12 protein-coding genes are annotated in these 13,083 nt (G+C 64.0%); 7 read left to right on the top strand and 5 right to left on the bottom strand.

What is annotated here, in order from left to right; genetic code table 11:
* Positions 1-85 precede the first annotated feature (85 nt).
* The gene (locus EZV60_RS01700; protein ID WP_135501500.1) at positions 86-1,750 is read left to right on the top strand and encodes an ABC transporter permease; all 1,665 of its coding nucleotides are present in this window, start codon (positions 86-88) and stop codon (positions 1,748-1,750) included.
* Positions 1,751-1,754: 4 nt separating this feature from the next.
* On the top strand, positions 1,755-2,444 hold the full coding sequence (locus EZV60_RS01705; RefSeq protein WP_135501502.1) for a hypothetical protein: 690 nt from the start codon (positions 1,755-1,757) through the stop codon (positions 2,442-2,444).
* 103 nt (positions 2,445-2,547) lie between these two features.
* Here EZV60_RS01705 and EZV60_RS01710 read toward each other — a convergent pair whose 3' ends face one another.
* Entirely contained in the window at positions 2,548-3,891 is a 1,344-nt protein-coding gene (locus EZV60_RS01710) for a flavin-containing monooxygenase (RefSeq protein ID WP_135501504.1), read from the bottom strand.
* Between the two features lie 122 nt (positions 3,892-4,013).
* Between EZV60_RS01710 and EZV60_RS01715 the strand changes: the two genes are divergently transcribed.
* Positions 4,014-5,306: an ABC transporter substrate-binding protein gene (locus EZV60_RS01715; RefSeq protein WP_135501506.1), complete on the top strand. Its 1,293-nt coding sequence runs from the start codon at positions 4,014-4,016 to the stop codon at positions 5,304-5,306.
* Positions 5,307-5,608: 302 nt separating this feature from the next.
* Positions 5,609-6,250: a rhodanese-like domain-containing protein gene (locus EZV60_RS01720; RefSeq protein ID WP_167853435.1), complete on the top strand. Its 642-nt coding sequence runs from the start codon at positions 5,609-5,611 to the stop codon at positions 6,248-6,250.
* A 77-nt stretch (positions 6,251-6,327) separates the two neighbouring features.
* Here the strand turns inward: EZV60_RS01720 and EZV60_RS01725 are convergent, their stop codons facing one another.
* Positions 6,328-7,056: a FadR/GntR family transcriptional regulator gene (locus EZV60_RS01725; RefSeq protein ID WP_135501510.1), complete on the bottom strand. Its 729-nt coding sequence runs from the start codon at positions 7,054-7,056 to the stop codon at positions 6,328-6,330.
* 113 nt (positions 7,057-7,169) lie between these two features.
* Here EZV60_RS01725 and EZV60_RS01730 point away from each other — a divergent pair, with 113 nt between their 5' ends.
* Positions 7,170-7,652, top strand: a complete 483-nt coding sequence (locus EZV60_RS01730) for a thioesterase family protein (protein WP_135501512.1) — start codon at positions 7,170-7,172, stop codon at positions 7,650-7,652.
* 59 nt (positions 7,653-7,711) lie between these two features.
* Here the strand turns inward: EZV60_RS01730 and gatB are convergent, their stop codons facing one another.
* Complete coding sequence (gene gatB / locus EZV60_RS01735; RefSeq protein ID WP_135501514.1) at positions 7,712-9,220, bottom strand: Asp-tRNA(Asn)/Glu-tRNA(Gln) amidotransferase subunit GatB; 1,509 nt, start codon at positions 9,218-9,220, stop codon at positions 7,712-7,714.
* A gap of 90 nt (positions 9,221-9,310) precedes the next feature.
* Positions 9,311-10,048, bottom strand: coding sequence for a hypothetical protein (locus EZV60_RS01740; RefSeq protein WP_135501516.1), 738 nt, complete (start codon positions 10,046-10,048; stop codon positions 9,311-9,313).
* A 95-nt stretch (positions 10,049-10,143) separates the two neighbouring features.
* Between EZV60_RS01740 and EZV60_RS01745 the strand changes: the two genes are divergently transcribed.
* Positions 10,144-10,464 carry a winged helix-turn-helix transcriptional regulator gene (locus EZV60_RS01745; RefSeq protein ID WP_135501518.1) on the top strand — a complete coding sequence of 107 codons (321 nt, stop codon included), beginning with the start codon at positions 10,144-10,146 and terminating at the stop codon, positions 10,462-10,464.
* Between the two features lie 99 nt (positions 10,465-10,563).
* Positions 10,564-11,784 (top strand): T6SS phospholipase effector Tle1-like catalytic domain-containing protein, encoded by a 1,221-nt coding sequence (locus EZV60_RS01750; RefSeq protein WP_135501520.1) that lies wholly within the window; start codon positions 10,564-10,566, stop codon positions 11,782-11,784.
* On the opposite strand, the gene EZV60_RS01755 is transcribed toward EZV60_RS01750, so the two are convergent.
* On the bottom strand, positions 11,781-13,064 hold the full coding sequence (locus tag EZV60_RS01755) for a hypothetical protein (RefSeq protein ID WP_135501522.1): 1,284 nt from the start codon (positions 13,062-13,064) through the stop codon (positions 11,781-11,783). The two genes, EZV60_RS01750 and EZV60_RS01755, sit on opposite strands and share 4 nt — an antisense overlap.
* Between the last annotated feature and the right edge of the window lie 19 nt (positions 13,065-13,083).

The raw sequence follows: 13,083 nt of genomic DNA on the forward strand, positions 1-13,083 counted from the left end.
TGTCAGGATTTGACTGGCATCTTGTCCCCGGATGTGGCAGCCAGAGGCCTTGACCCGCCACTACCCGGGGGAAAGACCCGCGCCCATGTCCGAGACGCTGCTGCATCGCCTGGCCTGGATCTTCGTCGCGATCTGCGTCGCGCCGATCCTCGCCGCCGCACTGTCGGCCTTTACCGGCGATCTGCAGACCTGGCGCGATGTGCTGTCCTCTGTCCTTCCGCGCTACACCCGCACGACCCTCATTCTCGTGCTGGTCGTTGGGTTTTCGACCGCCGTGATTGGCTCGGTCACGGCATGGCTGGTTACGGTCTATCGCTTTCCGGGGCATCGCTGGCTGGAAATCGCGCTGGCCTTGCCGCTTGCCTTCCCGGCCTATGTGTTGGCCTACGCTTATACCTACCTGCTCGATCATCCCGGCCCGGTGCAGACCTTTCTGCGCGAGGTGACGGGTTGGGGCCCGCGCGACTACTGGTTCCCCGAAATCCGCAGCCTCTCGGGGGCTGCGCTGATGCTGACCATCGTGCTTTATCCATACGTCTACCTGCTTGCGCGGGCGTCGTTCCGGCAGCAATCCTCGAACGCCTTTCTGGTGGCGCGCACGCTGGGGCGCTCGCCGATGCAGGCCTTCCGCCGCGTGGCGCTGCCCATGGCCCGGCCCGCCATCGCAGGCGGCGCGCTTCTGGCGGTCATGGAAACCATCGCCGACTACGGCACCGTGGCTTTCTTCAACGTTCAGACCTTCGCCACCGGCATCTATCAGGCGTGGTTTTCACTGGGCGACCGGGCGGCGGCGGCGCAGCTGTCGCTTTGTCTGCTCTTCTTCGCGCTTCTGGTCGCTGGGCTGGAACGCGCGCAGCGCGGCCGCGCGCGCACGGCCGGGCGCGGCGCGCGCTTCGAGACGATGGAAAAGCCGCGCCTCACCGGGCTGCAGGGGGCACTTGCCTCCGCGCTGTGCCTTGCGCCGGTGCTTTTGGGCTTCGTCATTCCGGTAATCATGTTGGGAACCATGGCCATCGGATCGGGGCAGGATCTTTTCTCGGCGCGCTATCTGGGCCTGATGCAGAATTCGGTGCTGCTCGGTGCGGTCGCGGCGGTCCTGACCGTCATGGGCGCGATCCTCATCGGTTTTCGGGCCCGCACCCGGCCTTCGCGCAGCTCGAAGCTCATGGTGATCGGAGCGGGCCTCGGCTACGCCATTCCGGGCGGGGTGATCGCGGTCGGGCTGATGGTGCCCATGGCGGCGCTCGACAACTTGATCGACGACGTGATGGAGGCGAGGTTCGGCATCGACACCGGGCTTTTGATCACCGGTTCGATCTGGCTAATGGTGGTGGCCTATATGGCGCGCTTCATGGCCGCCGCACTCAATGCCTATGACAGCGGCATGGCCACAGTGCCGGGACATTTCGATTCCATCGGTCGGTCGCTGGGCCAGCCGGGACCCAAGCTTTTGTGGCGGGTGCACCTGCCGGTGGCACGCAATTCGGTGCTGACCGCGCTGCTTATCGTCTTCGTCGACGTGATGAAGGAACTGCCCGCCACGCTCATTCTGCATCCCTTCAACTTCCAGACGCTGGCCGTGCAGGCCCACCGCCTGGCCGCGGACGAACGCCTGTCCGAGGCGGCGATGCCGTCGCTGGTGCTGGTCGCGTTCGGCCTCTTGCCGGTGATGATCCTCTGCCGCTCCATCGGGCGCGAGGATCCGGGCCGCCGCGCGGCGCGTATGGGCATAGCCGTCAAGACCGGGTGACGACATGGGCGCAGGCAGCAGGTTCATCACGCTCGCGCTCTGGCTGATTGGTCTGTCGGCGGGCGTGGCGCAAGCGCAAGCGCAGACACAGGATTGCCCCACTTTTTTTCGTTTCGTCGATTTCGGGCTGCGCGCCGGGGATGCGCGCCTGCATCGCGGCGGCGTGGTTTTCCGGGCCGAGGATTTCGACGGCCAGACCCTGCTTTTGCGCGACCGCGCGCTTTGCATGCACGTGGCCGAAACGTCGAAAGACGGGCGCGGCAACCCCATCCCGGTCGTGTCGCGGATCGAGTATTATCCCGCGGCGACGGGCCTTGAGCTGTTGCGGATCACGCGCATGCCTGACGCCGTCGCCACGGCGGAAAAGGCCGCCGCGCAACACCACGGGGCGCTGACAGAGACCGGGACCCGCGTGGCGCGGGGCGTGCGGTTTCTGTGCGTCCAGCAACCGGACGCAGGCACGCTCAGTTGTCAGGTTGTGTCGCCGTTTCTGGGGCTTGGCCCGCTCACCGTCTATTGCGATGCCGCCCGCTGTGACATGCCGGCGTTGGCGATCCACGCGCATCTGACGGTCACGGCGGCGTGGCCTCGTGCGGGCAAGCCGTCCCCTGACCTTGAAACCACCGGGGCCCGGATCGCCGACAGGGTCGACGCGATCCACGGCTTTCTCGCGCCGATATCCTCGGGCCTCTGATCCGTCGGTCCCGGGTTGCATCGGCACGCTGCGCCAATAAAAAAGCCCCGGCCGCAGGGGAGACGCGCGACCGGGGCAAAAGCGATCGGGAAAGACCGCCGGTTCACGTCTGCAGATAACTCTCCAGGCTGTCGTCCATCGCATCCTTCCACGGGGTGTGGTGCGGCGGGGCCTTCTTGCCGGTCATGGGCGAGGTGTAGCCGTGGTTGCGGAACTCCATGATGTTCTTCTTCTTGTGCTTCTTCCACTCGTAGAACGCCTGACAAGCGGCATCGACGTCAAAGCTCGGGTAATCCGTCTCATCGATCAGTTCCTGCACGTAATCGCCCTGGTACTTGATGCAGCCGTAATCGTCCTCCAGCGCGTCCTCGGCGGCCTCGCGGGCCTTGGGGTCGGCCTCCATCGTGGCCTGATCGGGCAGGGCGATCTTGCCCATTATGCAGTCGCGCACCCACCAGGCTTGCGCGTCGAACATGTTGAAGGTGAACCACTGGTCCTGCATGCCGAGGTAGAACATCTTGGGATTGTGGTTCCAGACGACCCCTTTGTAGAGATCCGCCGCCGCCAGCCGGTTCGCGGTCTTGAGCCGCAGGTCGTCGGGCAGGAAGGGGAAGTGATGCTTGTAACCGGTGCACAGAATGATGGCGTCGACGTCCTTGGTAGTGCCGTCCTTGAAATGCGCGGTGCGCCCCTCGACCTTCACCAACGCGGGCACCTCCTTCCAGTTGTCGGGCCAGTCATAGCCCATCGGCGCGGTGCGATGCGCGACCGTGACGGACTTGCAGCCGTACTTCCAGCACTGGCTGCCGATATCCTCGGCGGAATATGACGTTCCGAGAATGAGAATATCCTTGTCGGTGAATTCACGGGCATCGCGGAAGTCATGGGCGTGCAGGATGCGCCCGTTGAAGGTTTCGAAGCCCGGGTAGTGAGGCACGTTCGGGGTCGAGAAATGGCCTGTTGCGACGATCACGTGATCATAGTCTTCCACGGTTTCCTTGTCGGCCTTGGTGTCTCGCGCGGTGACGGTGAACTTGCCCGTCGCGTCGTCATAGCGCACGTCGCGCACCACGTTGTTGAACCGGATCCAGTCGCGCACGCCCGCCTTCTTCACCCGGCCTTCGATGTAATCGAACAGCACGGCGCGCGGCGGATAGCTTGCGATCTCGCGGCCGAAATGCTCGTCGAAGGTGTAGTCGGCGAACTCCAGGCCCTCCTTGGGGCCGTTCGACCACAGGTACCGGTACATCGACCCGTGGCAGGGCTCGCCGGCGGCATCTACGCCGGTACGCCAGGTGTAGTTCCAAAGCCCACCCCAATCCGACTGTTTCTCAAAGCAGACCACGTCTGGAATGTCTTCGCCCTTCTGCTTGGCGGACTGGAAGGCGCGCAATTGCGCCAATCCGGATGGGCCTGCGCCGATCACGGCCACTTTCTTCTTGGACATAAGCTTTTCTCCCTGATTGGTATGAACCAAATAATTGACTTTGGTACTTTTGGTTCCTTTAATTAAGCCAAAGCCTGAACCAGTCTGTCAACAAATTCCTGCACCCTCTCACCGGAGCCCGCATGCAAACCTCCAGTTTTGCCCAGAGACTGGCCATATCGGGGGCCATGCCCCGGCTTTCGGTCGGCATGGCCGAAAAGGTCGATATCGGTTTTCTCGCGCCACTGTCCGGCCAGGCCGAAAGCTGGGGGCGCCCGGGTCTGCACGGCTGCCGTATCTGGGAGCGGTGGGTCAATCGCGCGGGTGGGGTCCTGATCGGCGGGCGGCGCTATCCGATCGCCATTCACGCCGAGACCTGCGGGCCGACGGCGGAATCCGCCCGGCAGGGCGCGGCGCGCCTCCTGCAGGCGCATGACATCAAGCTGATGTTGATGCTGGGCGGCGATTCCTTCGCGGCGGTGGCCGACGATCTGATGTCGCGGCGGATCCTGACCTCGACGCTGCTACCGTCGGACCTGTCGCCCGATTCCCCCTTTCTCATCGCCCCGTCCGAGGTGCATCCCGTCTACGTCGTCACAGGTGTCGACTGGCTGGCGCGCACGCAGCCCGGCCTGCGCCGGGTGGCGCTTTGCGCCCAGCAGGACGGCATGGGCCTGCCGTCGCTCGCCACCTACCGCGCCGCCTTCAAGGCGGCGGGCCTCGAGATCGTGGCCGAGGTGCAATACCCCGCCGAGGGTGCGCCCGCGGGTGAGGTGGTGCAGCCCATGCTGGACGCCGCGCCGGATCTGCTGTGCTGGTGTACCTCCTACACGCCCATGGTCCACGCGATGACCGAATACGCCCACGCACAGGGCTTTGACGGACGGATCCTGTCCTGCACGCTCGACCATTACGAAACGCTGGTCGACAAGCTGGGCGCTAAGTTCATGGAAGGGGTCACCTTCCAGTTCCCGGATTTCGACGATCCGGCGCTGGCCGAAAAGGCCTTTTTCTTCAATCAGCCCAAGGTGTTTTACGAAGAATACCAGCGCGCCTACCCCGGAAGCTGGACGGCGGTCAGCTGGGAGTACGCGGCCATTCTCGATATCTGGCACGCTGCCGTGGAAAAGGCCGATTCGGTCCAGCCGGCGACCGTGCTGGCGGCGATGAAACAACTGGGGCAGGTGACCCACGCCTTCGGCGCGGCGGAATGGTGGGGTGAGGATCTCTTCGGGATCGCAAATGCGCTGGTAGGCGACTGGCCGGTGGTCATTATCCAAAGCGGACGCGCCCGGGTGGCCGAGTTCGGCTCAGTGCCCGACTGGCTGCGCCGGCACGAACCGCTTTTGCGGGCCGAGATGGAGGCGCTCGGCCAGCTCTGGCACCAGCGCCTGACCGGCCCCGCCCCGGAATTGGGGGCGCGGTCGATCGGCTGACGCCGTGCGTTCCGGTCTCGCGCCCACGCCGGTCGATCCCACCACGGATAAACGCGGCCCAAATTGTGATGAAAGCCCAAAAGTGGTACGATCATCTCGGTTTTAAGGCGGCTTGTCGAAGGCGACAGGTGTTACAAGGCGTCGTCGCGGCGTGTTTGAATTCCACTTGGCCCCGCGCCATGCGCCGATGATCGCGTGATATTCATATGTCATTCCGTACGCGGCGTTTCCGCTTCTTGATGGTCCGGTTGCCCGCGTTTCAAGCAGGCGAAATGGGCCTTGCCGACAGGGGATTATTGATCGTGAGATTTCCGAAGACTTCGCTTCTTGCATCGCTGATCCTTGCGATATCGGTTGCAGATCCGTCGCGAAGTCAGACCGAGTCCGCGCCACCTGCAAATGAGACCGAGATATTCGCGGCGCTCGTGGTGCATCTCGCGGAAAACGCGCAAACCATACAGTCAGGGCGATACACGGATGGTCGCGAGATGGGACCGATCTGCGATCAGTTTGGCTACAATGTCTGTGAATCCGAGGCGTTTCTGGGGATCCACGACACCGGTGAATCTTGGCTCGCGAAAAGCCTGCTCAAGACGGACGGTCGGGTGCTGATCGATGTCCGTGGTCCGACCGAGCGGGCATGGGCCGATCTGGGACGTGCTTCGGTGGAGACCATCGTTTACGGCGTCGACGGCTACGATCCCCTCTCCATCAGCGAACTCGACCGCGCAGCGTTCGCGGAGACCGTGAGCGAGGCGCTTGGCGGCAAGACGCGCCCCGTCGCCGTCATCTGCTCGTTGGGCGTCCGCTCTCGCGCGGCCGCGATGGCCCTGCGCGAGGCGGGCTTCACGGATGTGGTCAATGTCGCGGATGGCGTGCTGGGCAATGCCGCCGGCGATGGCTATGCTGCAGTTCTGGGAATACCGGTAGACATGCCGCAATAGGCTTGCCCGGCTTGTACTCGTTGCCGACGCTATGGTCGCGCGTCTGCGCAGCTTAAGGGAACAAAGGAAACTGCGGCTCAATCGTCCTGCAGCAGCAGCTTTTGTTCTTCCACGAGATGCAGCTTGATGAACTCCACCGCCTGCGCCACATCGCGAGATGCGATGGCGTTGTAGAGGGTGTTATAGCGTTTCTGATAAGCCTGCATGCGCTTGGGCGTCAGGTTGCGGCGGCGCAGCTCGGTGCGAAAGCCCTGCCGGTAGGTCTCGACCGTAAGCCGGTAGCAGGACGCCAGAAGCGGATTGCCGGTGCCCTCGGCGATCTGCAGGTATAGCTGTTCTTCCAGCGCGATAAAAGCGTCGGCGTCTGTGCTGACGGCCTCGATCTGCGACAGGGTTTCGCTCAGCCCGGTGATCATGCGCGGCGTCATGTTCACCACCGCGAGCCGGACGATCTCGGGCTCCAGGATGCCGCGCACCACGAGATGATCGAGCGGGCTGGTTTCCTCGGCCAGGGCACCGGCATCGGCCTCGGCGCGCGGCGCGGAGCGGTAGGTGACGAAACTGCCCGAGCCCGCGCGGCGGCGGATCACCTGCTGGCTTTCCAGCACGTCGAGCGCCTCGCGCACCGTGTTGCGCGCCACGCCAAGCTCGGCCGCCAGCGTGCGTTCGGACGGCAGGCGCGTGTCGCGCGGATAGGTTTCGGACTTGATGCGCGCGAAAAGCGTGTCGACGACGATCTGCACCGTCGCGCCGATGGGCTGGGAATAGACGATCCCGGTGTCGCTGTCGTCGCTGATCTGTCCCATCGCCACCATACCAATTTCGCCCTATTGGTATAAATTGGTCTGATAGGGTCGTAAAGGTCTTTCGGCCGCGCCGCCGCCTTGGCAGGGCGGCCGGGCTGGGGCATAAGGGGCTCATGACGACGGATGCGCTATTCCTGTCCGGGCTGCACGAGGTCGAGCAGGGCTGGATCGATTACAACGGCCACATGAACATGGGCTATTATACCGTGCTCTTCGATCGCTGCGCGGACGAGGCCTATGAGGCGATGGGGTTCGGCCCGGCCTATATCGAGGCCACCGGCTTCACCACCTATACCGCCGAGTTCCATATCCGCTACCTGCGCGAGCTAAAGCTCGGTGATCAGGTGCGCTGTTCCTTCCGGATGGTGGATTTCGACGAAAAGCGCTTTCATTTCTTCCAGGAGATGATCCACGCGGACGGCTGGGTCGCGGCCACGGGCGAAAGCCTGGCGCTGCACGTGGACACGCGTGGCCCGAAGGTGGCGCCGATGCCCGAGGCGCGCGTAAAGGCGGTCGAGGCGATGTACGCGCGCACGTCAGATTTCCCGTTGCGCGAGGATCTCGGCCGGTCGATCGGGATAAGGCGCAAGACCTAGCCACGCGATGCATCAGCATCGCCGCACTCCGTAGAATATCTGTGACCGGCTAAAGAGCGTCAGAGGCCCAGCTTTTTCTGCACGATCTCGTTGACAGCCTTGGGGTTCGCGGTGCCGCCCGTGGCCTTCATCACCTGACCCACGAACCAGCCGGCAAGCTTGGGGTTCGACTGCGCCTTTTCCACCTGGGCGGGATTGTCGGCGATGATCTGGTCCACAGCAGTCTCGATGGCGCCGGTATCAGTGACCTGTTTTAGGCCGCGATCCTCGACGATCTTGTCGGGCGCGTCGCCGGTCTCGATGTGGATTTCCAGAACGTCCTTGGCGATCTTGGTCGAGATCTCGTCTCGCGCGACCATGGCCAGAATGGCGGCGTTGACCTCTGGCGCGGCGATCTCCCGCGCGCTCAGCTCGGCTTTGTTGGCGCGGCCCAGCACCTCGTTAATGATCCAATTGGCAGTCTTCTTGCCGTCGCCGCCGCCGACGGAGTCCTCGAAATACTGCGCAAGATCCTGATCGGCGGTGAGCACGCTGGCATCATATTCCGTCACGCCATAGTCCGCGACAAAGCGCGCCTTCTTCTCGTCGGGCAACTCGGGCAGGGAGGCCTTAATCGCATCCACCCAGTCCTGCTCGATCGTGAGCGGCAGGAGGTCGGGATCGGGGAAGTAGCGGTAATCATGCGCCTCTTCCTTGGACCGCATCGAGCGCGTCTCGCCCTTGTCCGGGTCATAAAGCCGGGTTTCCTGCACCACCGAACCGCCCGATTCCAGAATGCCGATCTGGCGGCGCGCCTCATAGTCGATGGCGGCCTGGATAAACCGCATGGAGTTCATGTTCTTGATCTCGCAGCGCGTGCCGAGATGGCTGAAATCCTGCGTCTCCTGATACTTCTCATAGGCGCCGGGCCGGCAGACCGACACGTTCACGTCCGCGCGCAGATTGCCGTTCTGCATGTTGCCGTCACAGGTACCAAGGTAGCGCAGGATCTGGCGCAGCTTGGTCACATAGGCCGCCGCCTCTTCGGGGCCGCGAATGTCGGGGCGGCTGACGATCTCCATCAGGCAGACGCCGGTGCGGTTGAGATCGACAAAGCTCATCGCCGGGTCCATGTCGTGGATCGACTTGCCCGCGTCCTGCTCCATGTGAATACGCTCGATCCGCACCTTGCGTGCGATACCGGGCTCCATGTCCACAAGGATTTCGCCCTCGCCGACGATCGGGTGGTAAAGCTGGCTGATCTGATAGCCCTGCGGCAGGTCGGGATAGAAATAGTTCTTGCGGTCAAACGCCGACCAGAGATTGATTTCGGCCTTGAGGCCCAGCCCGGTGCGCACCGCCTGTTCCACGCAGAATTCGTTGATCACCGGCAGCATGCCGGGCATGGCGGCGTCCACGAAGGCAACGTTCGAATTGGGCTCCTGCCCGAACTCGGTTGAGGCGCCGGAGAAAAGCTTGGCGTTCGAGGCGACCTGCGCATGGACCTCCATGCCGATCACCAGTTCCCAGTCATGCTTGGCCCCGGCGATCACCTTGGGTTTCGGGGTCTCATAGGTCAGGTCCAGCATCGAAGGCGCTCCGTCATGGCTTTCCCGCGCGGTTCTAGGCCAAGCCCCCGGCGCGGGCAAGGGGCGGTTGGCCCTTGCCCGCGCACGTGGTCAGGCCGGCTGAGCGACCGGGACCGCGCCCTGCCGCAGGCGCGACACCGAGATCAGGTGGAATCCGAGAAAGAGCGGCACGAAGAAGCCCGGGAACATCGCCAGCGGATGCAGGTTGATGATGTTGGGCGCGTCATGGGCCATCAGATGCGCGAAGCCTTCGGATGTCATGATCCCGGCCAGTACCGCGACGGCGAAATCTACCATCCCGATCACGTTGGCGCGGATCGTCAGGCGACGCGCATTGGCAGCACCCGCGCGATGCGCGCGACACGCTTGCCAGGCGGCAACCCCGGCCCAGATATCGCCCAGTCCAGCGGGCAGGGCGAATTGCCACGGAACCGCACCTGCGGCCCACGCAAGAAGGAAAAGCGCGCCCATCATGCGCGGGATCTGGAAGGCGATGATCGCGCCGTCGTCCAGGTGATCGGTGATGCGTCGCCCGGTGTCCGTCCGCCGCGCCGCCGCCCAGATCGCGCCCGCGCCGCCAAAGAGCACCAGCAGAACATAGGGCGGATCGGTCAGGGTGGCGGGAACATTGAAGATATCGGCACGCGACAACGCCATCGAAGCGGCGGCGCATACGGCAAGCGTGATCGTCACGATGGTCAGCGCCGCGATCCGCCGCTCGGGCGAAAGCCCCGCCGCGTGCGCGCCGGACTGCACCAGAAGCAGCGCGAAAACGGGCAGGCCCACCAGAAAGGCATGCACATAGCCAAGAAAGAACAAGTCGAGCATGGGGAAACTCCTCAAAGTGATAGAATACGAATTTCGTAGTAACTATAGTAATAGGAGTCAATTCACATTTTGAACGCTCTCGGTATAGTGAGGTCATGACCGGCAAGCCCCGCGAAAACTGCCCCGTGATGCACGCGACGAACGCCATGGGCGACCAATGGTCGATCCTGATCCTGCGGGAATTCTTTCTCGAAGGTCCGCGCCGCTTTCAGGACCTTCAGGATGTGCTCGAGGCGTCGCCGAACACGCTTTCGGCCCGTCTCAAAAAGCTGGAAGGCGCGGGTATTCTCGAACGTCGGCAATACTCCAAAAACCCGCCCCGCGCGGAATATCACCTGACCGAGGCGGGCGAGGCGCTGCGCCCGGTGATCCGCGCCCTGCATGCATGGGGCAGCAGTTTCGCCCCGGGCGGCTGAGGCAGGTTTCCCCGACTTGGCGGGATGGCCCTGCTGGGGCTATCATGACGGGAATTCCAGTTGCCATGTTTCAACCATCAGATTTCCCGGAGGCCCCTCATGCCCAAGAATATCGTATTGCTCTGCGACGGCACCTCGAACGAGGTCGCGCATAACCGTACCAACGTGCTCCGGCTTTACGGATGCCTCAAGAAGGACGCCGGACAACTGGTGTTCTACGATCCGGGCGTCGGCACATTCGGCGCCGCGAATGCCTGGTCCTACTATTACCGTCGGGCGCTCGAAATCTGGGGGCTGGCCACCGGCTGGGGCCTCGATGCCAACGTGAAAGAGACCTACCGCTTTCTCGTCGAACACTACGATGACGGCAAGCGCGACGAGGGCGAGGATGAAGAGCCCGATCAGATCTACATCTTCGGCTTTTCGCGCGGGGCCTACACGGCGCGGGTGCTTGCGGGCTTTATCCACGCGGTGGGGCTGATGGAGCGTGAAAACCTCAACCTGCTGGATTACGCCTATCGCGCCTACAAGAACGTAGGAAAGATCGATGGCCCGGACGAGACAGACGCCCGCGCTCCCGACAAGGGCCCCTTTGCCGAGGTGCGCCTGTTCGAGCGGATGCTGCGCGCGCGCCGCTCCGCGATCCGCTGTCTGGGGCTCTTTGATACCGTCGCTTCGGTCATCGAATGGGGCCGGTTCGGGCCGATGGTGCGGGGGCATCCCTACACGTCGAAAAATCCGTCCGTGCAATCGGTGCGCCACGCCTTGGGCCTTGATGACCGCCGGTCGATGTTCCTGCCTACACCCTGGCCGCAGGGAGAGGAGTACTGGGGTGGGCCGTTCAAACCCGGCGACGACAAGATTTTGCCTCAGGACGTGGACGAGGTCTGGTTCTCGGGCGTGCATGGCGATGTCGGCGGCGGCTATCCCGAGAAGGTCAGCCAGCTCGCCAAGTATCCGCTCAAATGGCTGATCGACGAAACCGAGACCCTCGGGCTGCGCTACAAGACACGCACGATCAACCGCATCGTGCTGGGGCAGGGCGAGGATGGCAAATATGTCGGGCCCGATGCTCTTGCCCCGCGCAACGAGTCGATGACATGGGGCTGGGCGCTGCTGGAGTATATCCCGCGCTGGAAATCCCGCTACGCGCTGACCGGGCGCAAGACCTTTTTCGGCTTCTACCTGCCGCTCTTCGAGCGGCGCCATGTGCCCGAAGGCGCAAGGCTTCACGCCTCGGTCTTTCCGCGCAAGGGCACAAAGCGCGACTATCCCCAGCCGAACATACCAGACGACTACACAGAGGTTGGAGAGGTCTAGAGCGCGGGCAGTCGGTACATGCCCTGTTGCGAGAAGGCGATGGAACTGCCGTCGGCGATCTGGTTGGCAAAGCGCGCGGCGATGATGCGCAGCGCGGTCTGACGGCCCTTTGCCACCAGCGCGCGGCGTGACGGCAAAAAGGGCGCATGACCCGGCGCCAGAAGCATCTGCGACCAGATGAGCGGGTGAAGTTCCTGCAGATGATCCTGCAACAGCCAGTCAAGACAGTCATGCACCTCGGCGCGCGCGGCATCGGCCTGCGGGGTCAGAACCTCGTCGCGCCCGCCCGGCGCCATGGTGATCGCGCAAAAGGCGGTCAGCAGATTGATGATATGCTGGTCCTGCTTGCGCGCCACGATATCGCGCAGACCTTCGACGAAGAACTCCGGGTCCAGCAGGTCGAGCGCGCGCTTGTCGAGTGCCAGCGCGTCGAAATAGACCCAGGCATAGCCGCCCGCGCCCCACTGCGCTTCGGTCAGCACCACGGCCTTGCGCGCCTCAACCTCCAGCGCCTTCAGCCCGCCGGCATAGGCCGGCAGAATATGCCGCCCAAGCGCGCGCATGTGCCGGTGCCCGTCCGGATCCAGCCGGAGTAGCGCTTCGTAATCGGCCGGCAGGCGTCGTGCGCGCCGGTCGCAGGCGGCATCGAGCGCACAGCGCGCCGCCAGAAGCGATGGCGCGTCCAGGTCGTAGCCTTCGAACGGATTCAGGATCGCCTCGGCGCGCGCCACATGGGCAGCGCAGCGCGATGCGGCCGTCTCGGGATCGTCGCGGCCCACGATATTGCGCCAGGCCCAGCCCGTATCCACATGCGCCAGCGCGACGATCAGCGCGGTTGCGTAATCGTCGGGGAAATCTTCCAGGATCTCTTCCAGCGCGTCCAGGCCACCCGGATGCGGCACCGCGCCGTCATGCAGCGCGTCCTCGGCCGAGCAAACCACGTCGCTCCGGGCGCCGAAAGCCAGCAGAAGCGACGCCGTCTCGCCCCCCGGTGTGGCCAGCCGCGCCCCATCCGCATAGCGGATTTTCGCCGACAATTCGCCCCAAAGTTCCTGCCGGGCCAGTTTCTGGCCGCGGTCCTGATGGGTGGCGCGCGCCATTTCCTCGTCCGAGACGGGCAGGGACGGCAGGATCACCCGCTTGGCCAATGCGTCGATATCCTCTCGCGGCAGCTGACGCACAGCGGCCGCGTCGGCCCGCCGCGCCTTGCCACGCAGGAGCGCGCGCAATCCGGGCACGCCGCGCCCGCGGGCAGAGGATGAGGAGGATATCTTTGGCATACTGCCTACTCTTTGACTT

It is taken from the genome of Roseovarius aestuariivivens (assembly GCF_004761875.1).
GTDB classification, from domain to species: Bacteria; Pseudomonadota; Alphaproteobacteria; order Rhodobacterales; family Rhodobacteraceae; genus Roseovarius; species Roseovarius aestuariivivens.

Bases quoted from the DNA above. Each gene is read 5' to 3' on its own strand.
- EZV60_RS01730 (WP_135501512.1), top strand. From the start codon at position 7,170: ATGACGACGGATGCGCTATTCCTGTCCGGGCTGCACGAGGTCGAGCAG.
- EZV60_RS01740 (WP_135501516.1), bottom strand. From the start codon at position 10,048: ATGCTCGACTTGTTCTTTCTTGGCTATGTGCATGCCTTTCTGGTGGGC.
- EZV60_RS01700 (WP_135501500.1), top strand. From the start codon at position 86: ATGTCCGAGACGCTGCTGCATCGCCTGGCCTGGATCTTCGTCGCGATC.
- EZV60_RS01725 (WP_135501510.1), bottom strand. From the start codon at position 7,056: ATGGGACAGATCAGCGACGACAGCGACACCGGGATCGTCTATTCCCAG.
- gatB (WP_135501514.1), bottom strand. From the start codon at position 9,220: ATGCTGGACCTGACCTATGAGACCCCGAAACCCAAGGTGATCGCCGGG.
- EZV60_RS01755 (WP_135501522.1), bottom strand. From the start codon at position 13,064: ATGCCAAAGATATCCTCCTCATCCTCTGCCCGCGGGCGCGGCGTGCCC.
- EZV60_RS01710 (WP_135501504.1), bottom strand. From the start codon at position 3,891: ATGTCCAAGAAGAAAGTGGCCGTGATCGGCGCAGGCCCATCCGGATTG.
- EZV60_RS01750 (WP_135501520.1), top strand. From the start codon at position 10,564: ATGCCCAAGAATATCGTATTGCTCTGCGACGGCACCTCGAACGAGGTC.
- EZV60_RS01705 (WP_135501502.1), top strand. From the start codon at position 1,755: ATGGGCGCAGGCAGCAGGTTCATCACGCTCGCGCTCTGGCTGATTGGT.
- EZV60_RS01745 (WP_135501518.1), top strand. From the start codon at position 10,144: ATGACCGGCAAGCCCCGCGAAAACTGCCCCGTGATGCACGCGACGAAC.
- EZV60_RS01715 (WP_135501506.1), top strand. From the start codon at position 4,014: ATGCAAACCTCCAGTTTTGCCCAGAGACTGGCCATATCGGGGGCCATG.